A 17,369-nucleotide genomic window follows, 5' to 3' on the forward strand; every position below is an offset into this window, starting at 1 on the left:
TCGTACCAACCGACTGATTCGCCAAGTACGCCTTCAGGATTGTAACTGTGTTGCCCACAACGGTATAATCGGTTCCTAACGTTAGCGAAGTTATACCATTCGCGACACTTGTTAGCGTATTTCCATTCAGCGTCATCGTTGTCGTCACATCCGCTTGGGCGGATGCTTTCTTATCGAAGTTAGCGAACGTTGGGGTAATCGCACTGTTACCTGGCGTCGTATCACTTACCGTAATCGCAAGCGTCTGCGTTGCTCCTCCTCTGAATGTGAATGTCAAGTTTATCGTACCAACCGACTGATTCGCCAAGTACGCCTTCAGGATTGTAACTGTGTTGCCCACAACGGTATAATCCGTTCCTAACGTTAGCGAAGTTATACCATTCGCGACACTTGTTAGCGTATTTCCATTCAGCGTCATCGTTGTCGTTACGTCCGCTTGGGCGGATACCTTCTTATCAAAGTTTGCGCTCACAGGGCTGATGAACGGCACCGGCACTTTAATCTCTTCATTAGCAAAAACTAATTCCAAATACTTGGGATTATGCGAAGCTGATAGCGTCAATGGAATAGCGTCCTCTACCACTGCGCCTGTTGTCGTAGCTGCTGCCGGAGTCCCGTCCACACTTACATTTCCGCTCCGTAGATAACCGGCTGGCGCGGCTACCTCCTTTATAAAGTAAGGCAAGCCAAACTTGATTCGATTGAATTCCAGTTCTCCATCTACGGTTCTTTTTTCTTGAACCTTATTGCCATATTGATCATATAAAGCAAAGGTTGCACCGGATAATTTAACGTTGTTATCATCTGAATCAACAAGATTAACGATAAATTTGCCAAGATTACCGTATCCCATGCTTCCAGATAGCAGGAACGTTACTTGACGTGAATCATTTGACTGATAAGCGCCATCAATCGGAACGGCGACATCACTTTTTGAACCGAACAGATTAATGCTGTTCGTAAAGTTGGTTCCGGAGGTTACCGTTTCAGTTACATACGTACGGAACGAAAGCTTATACGCCTTATCAATCGTACCATTCGGCAAATTGAATCTAAATTCTCTTGTCGTCGCATCATAGACAATATGTGAGCCATTAAGAGGAACCGGTGTACCTGCACCTAAACCATCATTTCCGTTTGCCGGAAGATTGCTAGGTACGTTAATTGCTCCACTATATGCGATTAACCCTACACTTGTTGTGTCTAGCTCAAGGCCTGCTTGTAGGTTATCGATTAACCAGAATCTATCGACATCCAGCAGCTGATTAAGATTAACTGCATTGGAGTTCAAATATACAACCCAATCAATATACTTGTTGCCATTAGCGGTTGGTATACCCTTTTTACTTACAATATGGTTGCTAATGGTTTGAGTTGCAGGATCAGTATTAGATCCTGTCGTTTTATCATGAATTAATGTTGCTTCATTCGTAACATCGAAATTACCATTATTCAACGTATTATTTTGCGAAATAAACTTGGATAGATCCGTAACCGCAGTGTCGAAATAGATGGTGTATTGCTCCGTAATACTCGAGTTAAAATCGAAGGTTACGACATCTGTTCCAGTAACAGTTACGAGACCGCTGACAGGATTACTGCTACGATCAAGTACTCTGACGCTACCAGGTATGAACGTAAGTCCATCAGGAATATCATCGACGATGCGTACATTTGAAAGTGCAATAGCAGCGTACAAGCTAGGATCAGTTCCTGCTTTCGGTGCACTTGGAGCTGTTGCACCGTTTTCATTGACAGTCAGCTTCCACGTAATTGTACGCTCAGCTACATTTAGATCATAGCCTTCCGCATCCTTTTTCAAAACATTACTTGTATAGTTCTGCGTGCCTGGATCACTACGGTTAATTGCACCACTACTAAAGGTTGCTGTGTTTGAAAAGCTGCCGCTAGAATTAGCTGTAATGTTCTCTGTAGTACCTGGCTTTGTATCAAAAGTAATGGTGTATTTGGAATTGATAGCAGAATCAAACACATAAATAAGTGTTGCAGTTCCAGGAATATAGTCAAAATTACCGCCAGAATAAGTAATACCGTCTTGGTCCACAATTCGAGCAGACCCTTGAATATACCGTTGACCATTTGGAATTATATCCGTAATCGTTGGTGCAGCCCATCTAATATTTTCACTATTAATATCAATTGACCATGAAATGACACCGTTCGCTCGGTTATAGCCCGCACCTGACTTGTTGATTAAGTTACTTCCAACACCTACTGAAGCATTTTTCACTACTCCAGTTCCAGTAAGACCATCCCAAGTAAGGACTGCTTCGTTTGTGAAATTATATGAGCCATTTGTTTGAAAACGAGCTGGCGCAATTTCAGTTTCGTACGTAATCGTAACCTCGTTTGTAATATTACCTAGGTTGAAGGTAAGCTCTGAGCCACTTGTTACCGGAGTAACATTAGCACCATTTACAGTTGCTGTTCCAGCAATGTAAGTTAGCCCAGCAGGATGTGTATCCTTAATAGTGGCATTGTTCAATTTAAGCTCAGCTTCATTCACGACAATCGTCCAAGTAATATTTTTTGTATTGTTCGCTGTCGTTGTAGAATTATAACTTCCCGATTTACTTAAAATATTCAGTGGAATATTTACAGTTTTCGGAGAAGCATCTGTTCTTTCGTTATCATCATGCTCAAGGTAAGCGGTATTCGTTACAGGAATGGACGTATCTCCTGCATCTAGCGCCGCAAGAAAGGCTGTTTCCTTTAATGACGTAGTAAAGGTAATTTCCTGCTTCGTTGTAATATTGCCCAATGGAATAGATACACTGCTTACATTATCTATTACAGATCCTGGTGGTAAACCTCCATTCACTCGAATCGAGAATTTATCAAGAACCTGACTATTTGGAATCATATCAACGAGCACTGCATTATTTACCGATACATTCTCCTTGTTTACCGTAATTGACCACTTAATATCTGTTCCGTTATCTAATTCTCCGTCCTTTTGTACAGTGACCGGATCTACACCTTGAATGAATTGAGAAGCTACTTGGCTTGTCACGTCATTGCCACTACCTGAGGCGTATGTAACTAAAACGTTTGAAATGGAACTGAACTGCAGGGCAATAACCAGTAAACATATAAATAAAATTCCTGTATATTTTCGCACTATCTTCTCCTCAACCTTCCTTTTCATAGAGTTAATAAATATCCGTCTTTCCGTTCTTCTTCGTTTCCGGTAGCAACCGAGTTCTCATCGCAAGAAATCCAATCGCTCCAGCAGTTACCGTTATATTTCTTTCTTTGAGGCTCTATGTTGCTACTTAATACTAACGTCAACTATAGGAGATTGTAGTCCTACTAAAGTAGTATGCCGCAACAATTTTCGCCGTCACTTATGATACGGTTCTCCGTATCATCATAAATACAACAAGAGCCTGATCAACAATCGATCAGACTCTTTACAACTATCAGTAACTTTATAAGCGTTATTATTAGATTAACAATTGCTATAAAAATGTGTGTATTTTATCTAAGCACTCATTAACCACTTCATTCGGGACTTTCCCAACAATGTCAATGCGTCTAGCTCGCCAATCAAGATTTTTAATCTGATCCGTCAAAATCACCCCGTTAAACACCAAACCATCGGGGAGCAATACTTCATATCCCCAGCCTCGAATTGTATGGGTGATTGGGCAAACGGAAACAAAACCCGTCGTCTCATTGAATGCTTGTGGTGAAAGCACGATTGCAGACCTTCTTCCGGCCTGTTCGTGACCTGCTTGGGGATTAAAGTTTATCCACACTAGATCTCCTCGGTCTGCACTCATCTAAAGCAATTCCTTCCCTTCTACTCCGAAATCAATTTCGTCATGGCGATTATCCGATTTACATTGGGCCAACAAGTCTTCTAATGTCGGCTTTTTCTTCTTTGGTATTACGATGAGCGTATGATCATCACTCACAACCAAGTCAACTTCAGATCCTTGGCTGACCGCAATACGTTCGGCGATCTGGCTGGGAATGCGAATGCCTAGACTGTTTCCCCACTTTTGTATGGTGGTCGACATGTAGATTTCTCCCCTTTTTCCAATTCTTTTCTCCATTTTATCACACCTCCAACAACACGTATATACTAGTATATACAAAGAAACTAGGAAAGATACATTAGAGCTTAGAACTGCTGAATAATTGTCCGGTTTACGGTTAGAGCAGAAAAAAGAGGCTTCTCCGAAGATTTCTCTTTGGAGACAGCCTCTTGATATCTGCTTGTTGTACGATCGCAATACTGACCCTTCGCCCATGCCGGAATGTTCCACAAATACTAGCTCAGTGAATTGAGCAACTTCTTCAACTGTGGTTTAAGTTCCAACACCTTCAAGATGACCTGCAACGCTTCTGCACGTGTGGCATTGCTCTGGGGATCGAATCTTCCATCCCCTGCTTGGAAAGTTCCAAACCAGGTATTTGTTGACCGTGACTATGACAAGCCCGGATTATAGAGTCGCAAATAAAGTGCTTCGTCATGTACATAGGCGCCCTTATGCACCCTCATGCCAAAATGAAGACCTGTTCGCTGGCATAATTCATACCATTCTTGAGTCAAATATTTCACAGAAACACTCCTTCATAGCCTCCATTGACCTGGTCGCTTTAGCGAGACTGCTTCCTGTAATCCTCCTTCTCGTTTATTTAAGCACTGTCTCCTAATATGTCATTGGCGAGATATATCAACAACTTCATTACCTGGCAATCGGCGAATTTCCGAAGGAGCAGGTGGTTCGTCTATTTTCATACGGAGTAAGCTATAAGGCTTCTGCCGCAGGTCATTTCCATAATGAAATCTTGCCTGCCGATGTAATTGGTTCACGATGAAATATAAGTATTGATCTGGACCAATAGAAAAAGTATCCGGCCATAAAATCCTCGGATCATGCGCGATGGTTTCCATTATTCCATTCGGCAATATCTTTCGAATACTATTGTTTTCATAGTCTCCAGCATAAACGTTTCCTTTTGCATCGGTGATCATTCCATCTGAAGCACCTTTTTCTCCCCAATACTTCACGTGATCCTGTAAATTCATATCCGGTATCGTTCGGTCTCTTAGGGCTTCCGTTGAAATCGAGTATAGATGACGACTGGAGAGAGGACAAAAATACAATATCTTGCCGTCCGGGGAAATCGCTATACCATCGGATGCCAATCTAAACATGGAAGTAGAACCGTCTTTGTTTCGATTCATCAGGATTTCACCTTCAACTTTCGGTAAGAAAAAGAGATCGGGCGATGTTGCATTTGCCCCGTTTAACCGTCTCCACGCATAACCGGTTTCTAAATCAACGACAATAATGGCTCCCGGTCCTCTAGAAGACGAATCCGTTATATAAGCATAACCTGCTTTACCAACCCGAAAATCAAATCGGACATCATTTAGATAAGTGGTTGGCAGAACAACATCCTCTGTAAATGTAAATACGGTTCTTATGGTATTTGTATTTAAATCCACAGCGACTAACTTCGCCCCCCCTTTAATGGGTTCTGAGAAATTAGGAGCCCCAGTATCCAGCACCCAAAGCGTTCCCTTTCCGTCAGCAACGACACTTTGAACACTAATGAAGGACGTTGTGATACTCGATTGGTTTACCAAATTAGCGTCTAAACTAGGATAAGGCTGTAATGTACCGTGAACGATTTCTGCCACTGTAAATGTAACGTCGTCTCCCCATTTCGGAAAGCAAATAAAAATACGACCGGTTTCAGAAACTGTAACACCTGTAGGCATGGCTCCATAAAATAAAAAAACCGCCTCAAACTTACCGAAATACTTTTCACTCGGCAGCATCATGTATAATATCCTCCTCAACCGATTCGGAACCGCTATCACCTATAATATGGCTGAATGTGGTTCAATTGCCTGGATAATAAAAATAAATTTACGAGGTTTAGTGCAGTGAGGCAGTCCCGGAAATAAATTGAAGAAGCCTTCAAAGCCACTATTAAAGTGGAATTGAAGGCTCTTTTTTGTCTCTGCCAATGCGTATGCGGAGGTTGCGCTTAATCTAAAATTCCTCCGCTTGGGTCAATTGCTGCCGGGAATATTCGGACCCTACATTTTCGGTAATCCATTTTAGGATAGGATTCAACGCGTAGGAAAATCTAACTTTGATGAAAGAAGGGAGGATGAGTAACGCAATGAATACGCCAACGCTAGCGCTACACGAATCGATTGAACTGCATGAAGCGTTAAACTTCAAAACGCTCTGCCTCGCTAAGTCAAAACTTATGCAAGGTTTGGTCTTTGACCAAGAGCTGAAAGCGTTAATGCAGAAGGACGTCGTTCTATCCACACAACAGATCGCCGAGCTCCAAGCCATCTACGCAAGAGCCCCATTCCAAGCGCCTATTCCGAATAGCCCGACACCTATCACTCATTAAAGGGGAGCGCCAATGAACACCGATTATTTAGACCCGATTAATTCATTAAATATGCCGGAGATGGCAGATATGACGTTTGCAATGGACTTCCTTATTCGTGCCAAGGAGGGTGTGCGAAATTTATCCATCGCCCTGACGGAAACGGCCTCTCCCGATGTAAGAGCGCTGCTGCGCAATCATCTTATGCAGGGGATTGCACTGCACCAAGAAATCACGGAGCTTATGATTCGTAAAAAATGGTTCCATCCTTACGAGCTGAACGAACAGTACCAACTCGACCAGCTTTCAGCGAAAAATACGGTGATGATCGGGCAGATGAATTTGTTCCCGGATGATACGTCTCGTAAAGGGATGTTTGATCGGACCCCAGATGAACATATTGGAGGACACAAAGCATGAAGGCGGTAACGTATCAAGGGATTAAAAATGTCGTGGTCAAGGAGGTGCAGGATCCGAAGATTGAGAAACCGGACGATATGATTGTAAAGATCACCAGTACCGCCATTTGTGGTTCTGACCTTCACCTTATTCACGGGATGATCCCTAACCTTCAGGAGAATTATGTCATCGGGCATGAACCGATGGGGATCGTAGAAGAAGTTGGCCCCGGCGTGACGAAGGTAAAGAAAGGCGACCGTGTGATCATCCCTTTCAACATTGCATGCGGAGAATGTTTTTTTTGCAAAAACCAGCTGGAAAGCCAATGCGACAATTCAAACGAACACGGGGATATGGGCGCCTATTTCGGCTATTCCGGAACGACTGGTGGTTATCCTGGCGGGCAAGCCGAGTATTTACGAGTTCCGTATGCTAATTTTACCTCCTTCACGATTCCTGAAAACTGCGAGCAACCGGACGAAAAGCTATGCTTGATCGCCGATGCCATGACGACGGCATTCTGGAGCGTAGATAACGCAGGCGTCAAGAATGGAGATACGGTCATCGTGCTCGGCTGCGGTCCGGTCGGACTTTTGGCCCAGAAATTTTGCTGGCTGAAGGGAGCAAAGCGAGTCATCGCCGTTGACTATGTCGATTACCGCTTACAGCATGCGAAGCGAACGAACAAGGTGGAAATCGTAAACTTCGAACAGGATAAGAATATCGGCAACAATCTCAAGGAAATGACCAAAGGCGGCGCCGATGTCGTCATTGATGCGGTAGGAATGGACGGCAAGATGAGCGATCTCGAATTTCTAGCTAGCGGTTTGAAACTGCAAGGCGGCACCATGAGCGCATTTATCATTGCGTCTCAGGCTGTCCGCAAAGGCGGGACCATCCAAGTCACTGGGGTATACGGCGGACGCTATAACGGATTCCCGCTCGGCGACATCATGCAACGTAACGTGAATATCCGTTCCGGACAAGCTCCGGTCATTCATTATATGCCCTATATGTACGATTTGGTTGCGTCGGGGAAAGTCGACCCTGGAGACATTGTTACGCACGTCATTCCGCTCAGCGAGGCCAAGCGCGGCTATGAAGTGTTCGATACGAAAACGGACGATTGCATCAAAGTCATCTTAAAGCCCTGAATATGGGTAAATACAGGGGAGGACAATCCGAATGAATACCAATTACGCTTTGCATGAGATGCTGGAGGTTCATGAAATGGCTGCGTTCAAGACTGTTTGCATGACCAAATCCAAAACCATGCAAGCTCTGGTAACCGACCCAGAGCTTAGGCAAATTTTGCAGCAAGACGTCCAATTATCACAGCAGCAGCTTCAGGAGCTCGGTGGAGTGCTGTCTAAAGTGACCCTAACCTAAAGGAGATAGATATATGAACACCCTTTTAGAACACATGACAGGGCTTCATACGCTGACCGACGACGTGATCGCAATGGATTTTTTGATGAACACCAAAAGCGGAGTCAGAAACTACGCCATGGCCGTAACCGAATGTGCCACCCCCGATATCAAGCAAATTTTGATGAAACAACTCAACGAAGCTCTAGACTCCCATGAAAAGATAACGAACTACATGATGCAGCGGGGCCTATACCATCCCTACCATCTTCCGGAGCAAATTCAACTCGATCTGAAAAATATTCAGACCGCTATGAACATTCTGCCCTGACTCCATATTCGTCCCGAAAAAACGCGCAAACCGCCTTGGTTCATGCGCGTTTTTTTGATTTTAGCAGAAGACACTCCTCACTTATTTGGGCTTCGTCTTGCCATCACTTATGATACGGTTCAGCGTAACGGGGCTATCGGCGAAAAATCGGCCTAAGTGTGCCACTGCATAGGATTTTCCACTGTTTTGCTCATAAAATTAAACAAAGCTCCACGGTTTCAAAAATTGATTATGAATCATGTCGGTCAGGAGCAGATCTACAAACCCATAGATCCTTCCTTATATCAGTCTGTTATCGAGTTTTCTTCCCTATTCACTTTTTAACAATAAAGGTAACCGTAGTGCCTTGATGGAGATTGCTTCGGATTTGCAAACCGCTGCCATAAAGCTGCTTTAGGCGGCGATTAGTATTAGTCAGACCTATGCCTGATTTTCGTCTGGATTCTTTACTCTCCAGCTGCTGGAGGGTCTGATTATCCATCCCGACACCATTATCTGCCACTGACACCTCAGCGTAGGAGCCAAGATCCAGAATTTGAATATGAATGCTCCCGCCTTCGGTACGCATCAAGATGCCATGGCGGATGGCATTCTCAACCAGCGGTTGGATCGAAAGCGGGGGAACAAGAAGCTCCATGCTCTCATCGATATTCCAAGTTACTTGAAGACGTTCTTCAAAACGTTCTTTTTCAATGAACAGGTAAGATCGAACAAGGTCCAGTTCATCATTCAGCGGGATCAAACGCTCGGAATTGCGGAAATCAAAGCTTCCCTGGAGATATTTACCGAACTCAACAAGCAAATTGCGCATGCGCTCTGAGTCAAACTCACTTAAAGCTGCGATGGCATTCAAAGTATTGAATAGAAAGTGCGGCTGAATTTGCGCTTGAAGCCATGCTCCTTCCATCCGCAACCGATCGCTGATGGATTTTTTGATTTCGGTCAATGATCTCACACGTGACTTCAGCTCCATCGCATCAACAGGCTTTGTCACATAATCATTAGCTCCCGCCAGAAAGCCTGCCTCAATATCCTCGGGCCGATTGCGTGCAGTTAGCAGCAGGATTGGCAACTCCGATACAGAAAAACGATCACGTATGGACCGCGTAACCTCATAACCGGACATAAGGGGCATCATCACATCGGTAATAATTAAATCCCACTCTTGAGAATCCAGATAAGCTAATGCATCAGCCCCGCTTGTAGCTGTTACGATATCATATCGCTCTATAGACAGAACATTGACCAAGATGTTCAGGTTAATTGGGTCGTCATCGATAGCTAAAATTTTAGGCCTATCTTCAGCTAATGTAGTATTAGCTTCGGAAATTAAGCTTGAACTAGCTGCTGCGGTCTCTAAATAGCCTGAAGAGAGCAGAGCAACAGAATCAGCATCATCTTGATTACGAGAAATATCAGATAAAGGCAAGGTTAGAGTGAAAGAGGAGCCATGACCTGGTGTGGAGCTGACAGAAAGCGTTCCATGGTGCAGTTCTACAAGCTGCTTACAGATGGTTAATCCCAGTCCAAGTCCAACTACACTTGCGGTTTGTTCCCTTTCACCTTGCTCATAGAGTTGAAAAATTCTTTGCTGTGTTTCCAGATCCATCCCAATTCCAGTATCCGTGATATGTATGTGGGCTTTATGATCTATAACTTGTGCCCCTATTGTGATAGAGCCTTCGTTAGTGAATTTCACAGCATTATGCAGCAGATTAAACAGGATCTGAATCAGGCGTTTCTCATCTGCGATAACGTAGGGGAAATTATCAGGGATGTTATGAATAAGTCGAATGGACTTGCCTTCTGTCATAAATCGCAGCATATCCAATACACCTGTAGCAAGGGTTTGCACTTGAATATTCTCGACCTGAAGCCGCACACGGCTCTCTTTAAGCATCGTTACATCCAACAAATCATTCAGCAAGAAGGACATCCGTTTTCCTACAGAAATAAGCAGCTTCATATGTTCTTTATTTTTATCTTCATCATATCTGCTTTCGCTATTTAGGACGGTCTGGGCTATATTGAGCATGCCGTGCAATGGGTTTCGCAGCTCATGAGAGGTATTAAGCAGAAAGTCATCTTTCAGCTTATCCGCTTTTTGAAGCTGCTCTGTGAGCTTTGCTCTCTGCAAGTTGGAACGAAAATAACCTTTAAACCAGAAGGCACCAAAGGCGACACTGTTAATGACCATATCGAAAGGGTAGAAGCTCATTTCAATGATGCCTGTATTTTTAATAACGCCCCAGATCGAACTCGTTGTTAAAGCCGTTAAACCGAATAATAAATAAATCGCATCTTCATTGCCCTTTCTAACTGAACGGTATATTAGGGCTGGGAGCACAAAGAAAGGGACAACGATTATAAATGTATGAAGAGTATCGGCAAGCATGATCGTTTTGACCGGCAGAATCAGCACAAACAAGGCATAAACTGCACATAGGATTGAATACCAACGGAAGCTCTTATAGGTTGCATATTCGGGCAAAAGCAATTTGATATATTGAGTCATAAACGCGGCGACGCCAAGATATGCCAGGTAATATAGCTTTAAAGTCCAATGGTAGTTTACAGCAGACCAAGCCGGCAATAACCGATCATCGTCGATCAGGATTGTGATAATAGCACAAAGCATCAGTATCACAAAATAGAGCAGTGCTCTCTGTCTAGTTCCCATCCAATATAAGAGCAATGCATAGATGACATGCATCAGAAGGAGAAGACAAACCGCTAGCTGCGCGACTACTGAAAATCCGACAGCCTTGGCGATAGCACGATCAGTGCCGAATTTAACAGGAAAAAACAGACCTCCCGACAAACGGTCGGTATAGTTTGCTACAACTATAATAATTTCGATCTCGCTCTGATCGGTGGCAAAAGAAGCGGTATAAGGGACATTGCCAGCTGTGTATTGCTCTGCGGTAGCGGCAGGATTACCGGAATGGGCCAATAAGCGTCCATTGACATAAAGCTTAGAGGAGGAAGCGATACTGGGCACACGGATACTAAACAATTGGTCTTTATCAGGATGGATCAGGAGCCGTAAACGGTAGCTTCCGTAACCGAAGGTTGGATTTTTATCGTCATCTATAGCGTTGTTCCAGGTTCCCGGCACATCAATAAACACTTTATCATCGGGGATGAAGTGCTCGCTATTGTTCTTCTGTTGAAGCAATACACGAGGATAAAACTCCCATTGCCCATCGAGTGATAGCGTACGATTGTCCGTGAATTCCCAATTTCGTAAATCCAATTCACCCTTAATGGCATGAAGATGATCAGGAGTAGTTTGAAAAAGTATCCATATGATTCGCATTGCCGTTAGGATTAGGAAAAAGTAGCCCACTGTGAAAAAAATTTTTCTTCTGGTTATCATAAGCATATTTTCGACAAAAAATGCTATATTCCTCTCGTTAATGAAATGAACAAGTACCGTTTCATATTATTACCGCCTTTTTAGCCCGAGTTAAGCAGCAAAAATACGCCTAGGTGTGCCGCGCGGCGGCATTACGTGCTTCAAAACAGACTTGCGTTTTTGCAGTCCTTTCGCCCCGCAACGTAGAGCTTACCGAACTACTGCCAGAAACCATGAGAGCGGAAGCAGCGGGACAAGTTCTCCATAAACCCTTTATAATCGTTCACGGAAATCAAGTTTGTAATAATCCCGCTTCTCCTCTATGCTTTACTCGAATCCGAATATGGGGGATGGTCTAATGGAATGGGATGAATTACGGAGCCGCTTTGATAGGCTCTATAACAACGTTCAGGCACTTGATGCTGGTTTAGCAGGGCAATCGATTGACGCTTATCAAGCTGAGTTGCTCAAACTATATGATCGCTGGGCTGGAGTAAACACGGAAACCTCCTTGCACGGTGATTCGGTGTGAGCAACATGCTCCAGAACAGGGGTGCGGTTCTCAACCTAAATGAATTCAGATAAACCAAAACCACCAGTAACCCGAGGGCGAATATATGGCGAGAGACCTTTTTCACTTAATTTTTCGCCGTCACTTATGATAAGGTTCACCGTAACTGGGCTATCGGCGAAAAAGGTAAAAGGAGCATGGCGCGGCATGCTCCTTTTGTTGCTTTATATATTTATGTAGTCGAGTCCATGCTTTCCTCATTCTTGTTCTACAACAATGTCTGCGCAGCGAATAATCAGTTCAGACATTCCTTCGCCCGAAAACAGAACATGGACTTCATAGCCGCAATCCGTACGATACAGCTCATTATAAATCCAGCAGCTGCCTACAATGTGCTCGTCTTGTCTGATGATTTCGTCAACTGCATCAAATGTAACCTTGTTGTTATTGGTAAATCCACCTTGCGTATCCAGTCGCATAACCATTTGCTTGCCAGACGTAAGCTCGGTCACGGTGCAATCGTGAAAACCGAATTGGCTGCGGATATGTTCGGGAATGTCCTCCGCTTGTTGTGTCCGCCTAAATTCATCCAAGACCAGTATCATGCGTTTTTCATTTTCTTTGCTCAGTTGCTTCAGCTCGCGCAGTACTTCTCTCGTACAGTAACCCAGCGCAAACACCCGCATATCCGCAATACGTGAGGACAGCTCGCCCGGAATTTTATGAAACACTTCCATACGTCCCCATTCCTGAATCTCACTGAATTCTTCCTTACATTTCACTTCATCAAAAGGAGGCCGGACATCGTAAGCGGCAATTAATTGCTGTATGCGATCCCTTTCTTCAGCAGACATGTGATAGACCATTGTATCCTCTTCACTGATCTGATCTCCGTCCAAGGGCCATTTATCGAGAGCTACACCTTGCGCGCCATCCTGCCCCAGCATAAACCGGGGATCGACGTCGTAAACATCGCGCCTCTGACTCATAAATTCCTTTTCCTTCTTTTTATAGAGTCGCAAATAAAGTGCTTCGTCATGTACATAGGCGCCCTTATGCACCCTCATGCCAAAATGAAGTCCTGTCCGCTGGCATAATTCATACCATTCTTGAGTCAAATATTTCACAGAAACACTCCTTCATAGCCTCCATTGACCCGGTCGCTTTAGCGAGACTGCTTCCTATTATTCCGCCTTCTCGTTTATTAAAGCACTGTTTCCTAATATGTCATTGGCGCGATATATCAATAACTTAATTTCGTTATAAGTCTTATTGCATACAATTGTACCTTAACAATTTTATAAGGCGAAATCATTTGATGTTTTTTCTACGTATTTTCGATAGCGCGAAATCAAGAGGCACCCTGTTTGACCACTTTCGCATTAGGCACGAACTTTGTCAGGTTTTCTGCCCGGTACACCTACTCCACCATATCAGCCCCATAAAACCTCCGACCGGACCCAGCGGCGACAGTCGTGCAGCGTGAGTCCGGTGTATCTTTACTCTCATATCTTTCTCTACTTGTACGGAACTGGCGGCTAGTTCCTTCATTTCTGTGACGCGGGAATATTACGATCAAATGTAAATAGCCAGTCCGCCGGGAATTTACCGGTAACTGGCTATTTAGTCTTGTCTGAATCGAAAATGACTTATTAGCAGGTAATGTGGTCTCGAACGTTGTTGGGCAGGAGGTTAATACGTATAGGATGCATCTGGAGTCGCTTATACATTAACAGTGTCGATATCCATGTTTTCAGCATTTTCAGTGATTGGAATACCGTCAGGACCTTCGAATTTGCGGCCCCAGCCGGTCAGAACAGAAAATAGGAGTACAACGAACAGACATAATGGATAAAAGGAGGTCAAGAACAAGGAGACCGGATTGATTTCCGGTATAAAGCTGTATTCGGCTCTTAGGGAGCCAGTAATTGAAGTTACAATAAATATAAAGGCACTTAGGAAGGGTATAACTGCTGCAATGGTCATTGAGAAACAATCCACAAGAACGGCACGACGGAATGGATGGAGATTTTTACGTTTTCCAATCTCATCTGCAACTGGACCAAAGGTAAGGATCGAAGCGCTTGTCACTCCGCCTACCAGAGCTGTAGCAATGATTACTCCCCCCGCTATGGCAAACTCGGCACCCTGTACACTTTTAGCCATACGGCTATTACAAATATAGCTAGCGATTCTATCCATTGTTGAGCTCGCTATTAGTATACCCATAATTCCGAAGAGCGATAAAACGAAGAGCACTGTACTGACCATATTATTAAAACCTTCAAACAGGAATCCTTTTACAGCACCATCCTTTAAAGAGAACACATCTGACCAAGTAAATACTCCTGAAATTAAACCAACGACTACACCTACAGCGATCCCGACAGGAATGGCTTTGAATATATCTCTTGTCTTCACTGCCACGAGAAGCAAGGCAACTACCGGAATCAGCATAATAAGGCCTTTAGGATTTGCACTCTCCAGTGTAGCCGTATTGGTCGTAATTACCTGGCTGCCGGAACCAAACACATAGAAGAATACGCAAGCAAGAATACTTCCGGCTATAGCATATTTAAATCGTGTGGTCACTACGCCGGAGATTTCCGCTGTCCCTTCCTTACGGGTATAGGTTTGTGTTGAAGCTGAGGCTACAGTGGTATCCGAGATTGGCGCAATGTTATCCCCGAAAATGGCACCGGATAGAATGGCACTGGCTAAAACAACTGGATCAGCGCCCAGCAGAATTCCGGATACGAAGAATACAGGAAAAGCTGTAAATAGTGTTCCAATCGATGTTCCTGTCGCAGCGGAAATAATGCATACCGAGATAAAAGTGAATAAGGTGAACGCTCCGCCGTGCAAACCCAGCAAACTTGCAAGCCATGCAAACCCTTCGGCCACACCGCTCTTGGCCATCAGCTTGGAGAACATCCCGATTACGAGCAGAATCGTTGCAATAGTAATGGCCATGGGGCTACCGATTCCTTTTAAGATAACAGCGTTCCAGTATTTTTTGTAGTTTTTGGAGAATGCTCCACCGATGATAATAGAAAGAAACGCACACATGGCTAGTCCTGTCATATCAAATACCTTGAACACTGTAAAGAACAGGATGCAAAATAGCAGGAAAACCACGATTGGAATGAAAGCCATGGACTTGCCGCCTCTGAACTCTAAAATATTGTTATCCATGAATCGGTGCCCCCTTCTCAATATTCATCTGAATTAATGCTTGTTTTATACGTTCCAGTGCCGCATAGAGGACATTATCATCTTTATAACATCCATGGACGATACGAATGTATCCTTCGCCCCCTACACCGTATGGTGTGCCTTCATTTACTACAACGTTGGCATGATCGATTAGATATTTGCTAACTTCGGCTGAAGTCCCTAATTGTGAAATATTCACCCAAGAGAGGAATCCGCTCTCCGGCATAGCCATGGACACACCCGGAATGGAATTCATCGTTTCATAGACAACTTTCCGTCTACGCTCAAAGATTGCATTGTACTCTTTCACGAAGCTGCGATCTCGTATTGCTGCTATTGCTCCCATTTGTGAAGCCGTATTCGTCGCTCCGAGTACATTCACTGTACAGCCGTACAATACGTCGATTACTTTGTCATCTGCAACTAGATAACCTACTCTGAAGCCGCTTAGTCCCATCCCTTTAGAAATTGAAAATACACTGACTGTCCGCTCCCACATTCCAGGCAATGTTGCAATCGAGACAAACTCGATGTCATCATAGATCGCATCCTCGAATGCTTGGTCTACAACCAACACCAAATCATGCTCAATGACAAACTTGGCAATTTGCTCGAGACTGTCGCGTCTTAACACCGTACTTGTAGGATTGTTCGGATTCGTCAGAAGAACCATTTTGGTTTTCGGGGTAAGTCTTTTCTCGAATTCTTCAATCTCAATTTGATAGTTATTTTCTTCTTTGAGAGGAACAGGGACGGCAATGCCGCCCAGCAGCTTTGGATTCAGGAAATTGCTTGGGTAGCTGGGGGCAGGAATGAGTACTTCGTCGCCCTCTTTAATGAAAGGCATCATTGCAAAAAGCAAACCAGAGTCTGAACCCGGCGTGATTAGAATATTCCGTTCTGGATCCACGTTCATTTGGTTATCTTCCTGTAATTTGACGGCTATCGCTTGTTTAAGGTCGCTATTACCGATGGGCATTGTATAATGGGTAGCCATGCCGCTATCAATTGCGTCAATGGTAGCTTTTTTTACACTTTGTGGGATCACAAGGTCCGGAAAAAAGGGGTCGGCCCAACACATTAGATCAACGCCTCTTTTCATCAGATCCGATACAGCATTTCCTACATCCGCTTTGTGGACACTTGCAAATAGTCCCCCTTGTAAATCTTTGAAACCCTCACGCATGTTGTTTTTGATATCCATGTTTACAGTCCCACCCATCGAGTTTTATTAATGTAACATTACATAACATAGATTATCGATTGTGTCATGTTTGATGTCATGTAGTGTTAGTGAAATAATAACGACTTGATAAAAAAATGTCAACATGATAATTTATTATTATCACCATGAAATTAAACGATTTTAGGAGGTGCCAGTTTTGGCAGCAAATACACCGATTGAGGTACTAGAAGGAATCAGTAGATTATTTCCAACGGGTGACCCGGACAAACTAATGACGTTGTATGATCCTGAAGCTGTGTTCGTGGCCCAACCAGGTGTTGTCGTCAAGGGGTGGAATGCTATCCGTGAAGGACTCAGTAATATGATGGAACTCAATCTTGATTTTGAGTTGATTCCTAAGAAGGTGCTAGAATTTGAAGATACAGCACTTGTCATTTCTAAATGGACTATGAAGGATCCTTTGAGCGGAGAGATTCGTGTTCAAGGCCAGTCTTCTGATGTCGTTCGCCGTCAGCCGGACGGGACGTGGGTACTCATTATTGATAATCCCCATGGTCTGGAATGGGCAGTGCAATCATAAATATAGTCCCTTCTACGGGAACATTAG

15 protein-coding genes are annotated in these 17,369 nt (G+C 43.9%); 7 read left to right on the plus strand and 8 right to left on the minus strand.

From position 1 onward, the window contains the following. From ACFVTB_RS21170 to ACFVTB_RS21185, 4 genes are all read right to left on the minus strand, one after another. The coding region (locus tag ACFVTB_RS21170; RefSeq protein ID WP_387753633.1) for a X2-like carbohydrate binding domain-containing protein at positions 1-3,142 on the minus strand (3,142 nt) is incomplete at its 3' end. Positions 3,143-3,482: 340 nt separating this feature from the next. Further along, on the minus strand, positions 3,483-3,806 hold the full coding sequence (locus ACFVTB_RS21175; protein WP_387753636.1) for a type II toxin-antitoxin system PemK/MazF family toxin: 324 nt from the start codon (positions 3,804-3,806) through the stop codon (positions 3,483-3,485). Beyond that, a complete protein-coding gene (locus tag ACFVTB_RS21180; protein ID WP_387753638.1) occupies positions 3,807-4,082 on the minus strand; it encodes an AbrB/MazE/SpoVT family DNA-binding domain-containing protein in 276 nt (91 codons plus the stop codon). A gap of 608 nt (positions 4,083-4,690) precedes the next feature. Continuing rightward, on the minus strand, positions 4,691-5,824 hold the full coding sequence (locus ACFVTB_RS21185; protein ID WP_387753641.1) for an L-dopachrome tautomerase-related protein: 1,134 nt from the start codon (positions 5,822-5,824) through the stop codon (positions 4,691-4,693). A 347-nt stretch (positions 5,825-6,171) separates the two neighbouring features. Between ACFVTB_RS21185 and ACFVTB_RS21190 the strand changes: the two genes are divergently transcribed. From ACFVTB_RS21190 to ACFVTB_RS21210, 5 genes are read left to right on the plus strand one after another with little or no spacing between them, the layout of a single operon-like run. Further along, positions 6,172-6,414 carry a spore gernimation protein GerQ gene (locus tag ACFVTB_RS21190; RefSeq protein ID WP_387753644.1) on the plus strand — a complete coding sequence of 81 codons (243 nt, stop codon included), beginning with the start codon at positions 6,172-6,174 and terminating at the stop codon, positions 6,412-6,414. 12 nt (positions 6,415-6,426) lie between these two features. Next, the gene (locus tag ACFVTB_RS21195) at positions 6,427-6,813 is read left to right on the plus strand and encodes a spore coat protein (protein ID WP_120749736.1); all 387 of its coding nucleotides are present in this window, start codon (positions 6,427-6,429) and stop codon (positions 6,811-6,813) included. Further along, entirely contained in the window at positions 6,810-7,946 is a 1,137-nt protein-coding gene (locus ACFVTB_RS21200; RefSeq protein ID WP_387753648.1) for a zinc-dependent alcohol dehydrogenase, read from the plus strand. The genes ACFVTB_RS21195 and ACFVTB_RS21200 overlap by 4 nt, the downstream gene beginning before the upstream one ends. Positions 7,947-7,977: 31 nt before the next feature. Further along, positions 7,978-8,181, plus strand: coding sequence for a hypothetical protein (locus ACFVTB_RS21205; RefSeq protein ID WP_387753650.1), 204 nt, complete (start codon positions 7,978-7,980; stop codon positions 8,179-8,181). A gap of 13 nt (positions 8,182-8,194) precedes the next feature. Beyond that, positions 8,195-8,491: a spore coat protein gene (locus tag ACFVTB_RS21210; RefSeq protein ID WP_387753652.1), complete on the plus strand. Its 297-nt coding sequence runs from the start codon at positions 8,195-8,197 to the stop codon at positions 8,489-8,491. 313 nt (positions 8,492-8,804) lie between these two features. Here ACFVTB_RS21210 and ACFVTB_RS21215 read toward each other — a convergent pair whose 3' ends face one another. Beyond that, entirely contained in the window at positions 8,805-11,870 is a 3,066-nt protein-coding gene (locus ACFVTB_RS21215) for an ATP-binding protein (protein ID WP_387753655.1), read from the minus strand. Positions 11,871-12,207: 337 nt separating this feature from the next. Between ACFVTB_RS21215 and ACFVTB_RS21220 the strand changes: the two genes are divergently transcribed. Then, complete coding sequence (locus ACFVTB_RS21220) at positions 12,208-12,381, plus strand: hypothetical protein (RefSeq protein WP_387753658.1); 174 nt, start codon at positions 12,208-12,210, stop codon at positions 12,379-12,381. A gap of 236 nt (positions 12,382-12,617) precedes the next feature. Here the strand turns inward: ACFVTB_RS21220 and ACFVTB_RS21225 are convergent, their stop codons facing one another. From ACFVTB_RS21225 to ACFVTB_RS21235, 3 genes are all read right to left on the minus strand, one after another. Further along, positions 12,618-13,487 carry a DUF4085 family protein gene (locus tag ACFVTB_RS21225; protein WP_387753661.1) on the minus strand — a complete coding sequence of 290 codons (870 nt, stop codon included), beginning with the start codon at positions 13,485-13,487 and terminating at the stop codon, positions 12,618-12,620. 595 nt (positions 13,488-14,082) lie between these two features. Then, on the minus strand, positions 14,083-15,555 hold the full coding sequence (locus tag ACFVTB_RS21230) for a Na+/H+ antiporter NhaC family protein (RefSeq protein ID WP_387753664.1): 1,473 nt from the start codon (positions 15,553-15,555) through the stop codon (positions 14,083-14,085). Beyond that, positions 15,548-16,780: a pyridoxal phosphate-dependent aminotransferase gene (locus tag ACFVTB_RS21235; protein ID WP_387753667.1), complete on the minus strand. Its 1,233-nt coding sequence runs from the start codon at positions 16,778-16,780 to the stop codon at positions 15,548-15,550. Before ACFVTB_RS21235 ends, ACFVTB_RS21230 begins: the two co-directional genes overlap by 8 nt. A gap of 178 nt (positions 16,781-16,958) precedes the next feature. Between ACFVTB_RS21235 and ACFVTB_RS21240 the strand changes: the two genes are divergently transcribed. Continuing rightward, positions 16,959-17,342 (plus strand): YybH family protein, encoded by a 384-nt coding sequence (locus tag ACFVTB_RS21240; RefSeq protein WP_387753670.1) that lies wholly within the window; start codon positions 16,959-16,961, stop codon positions 17,340-17,342. The last annotated feature ends 27 nt before the right edge of the window (positions 17,343-17,369 follow it).

It is taken from the genome of Paenibacillus sp. NPDC058071, assembly GCF_042885235.1.
Lineage (GTDB): Bacteria > Bacillota > Bacilli > Paenibacillales > Paenibacillaceae > Pristimantibacillus.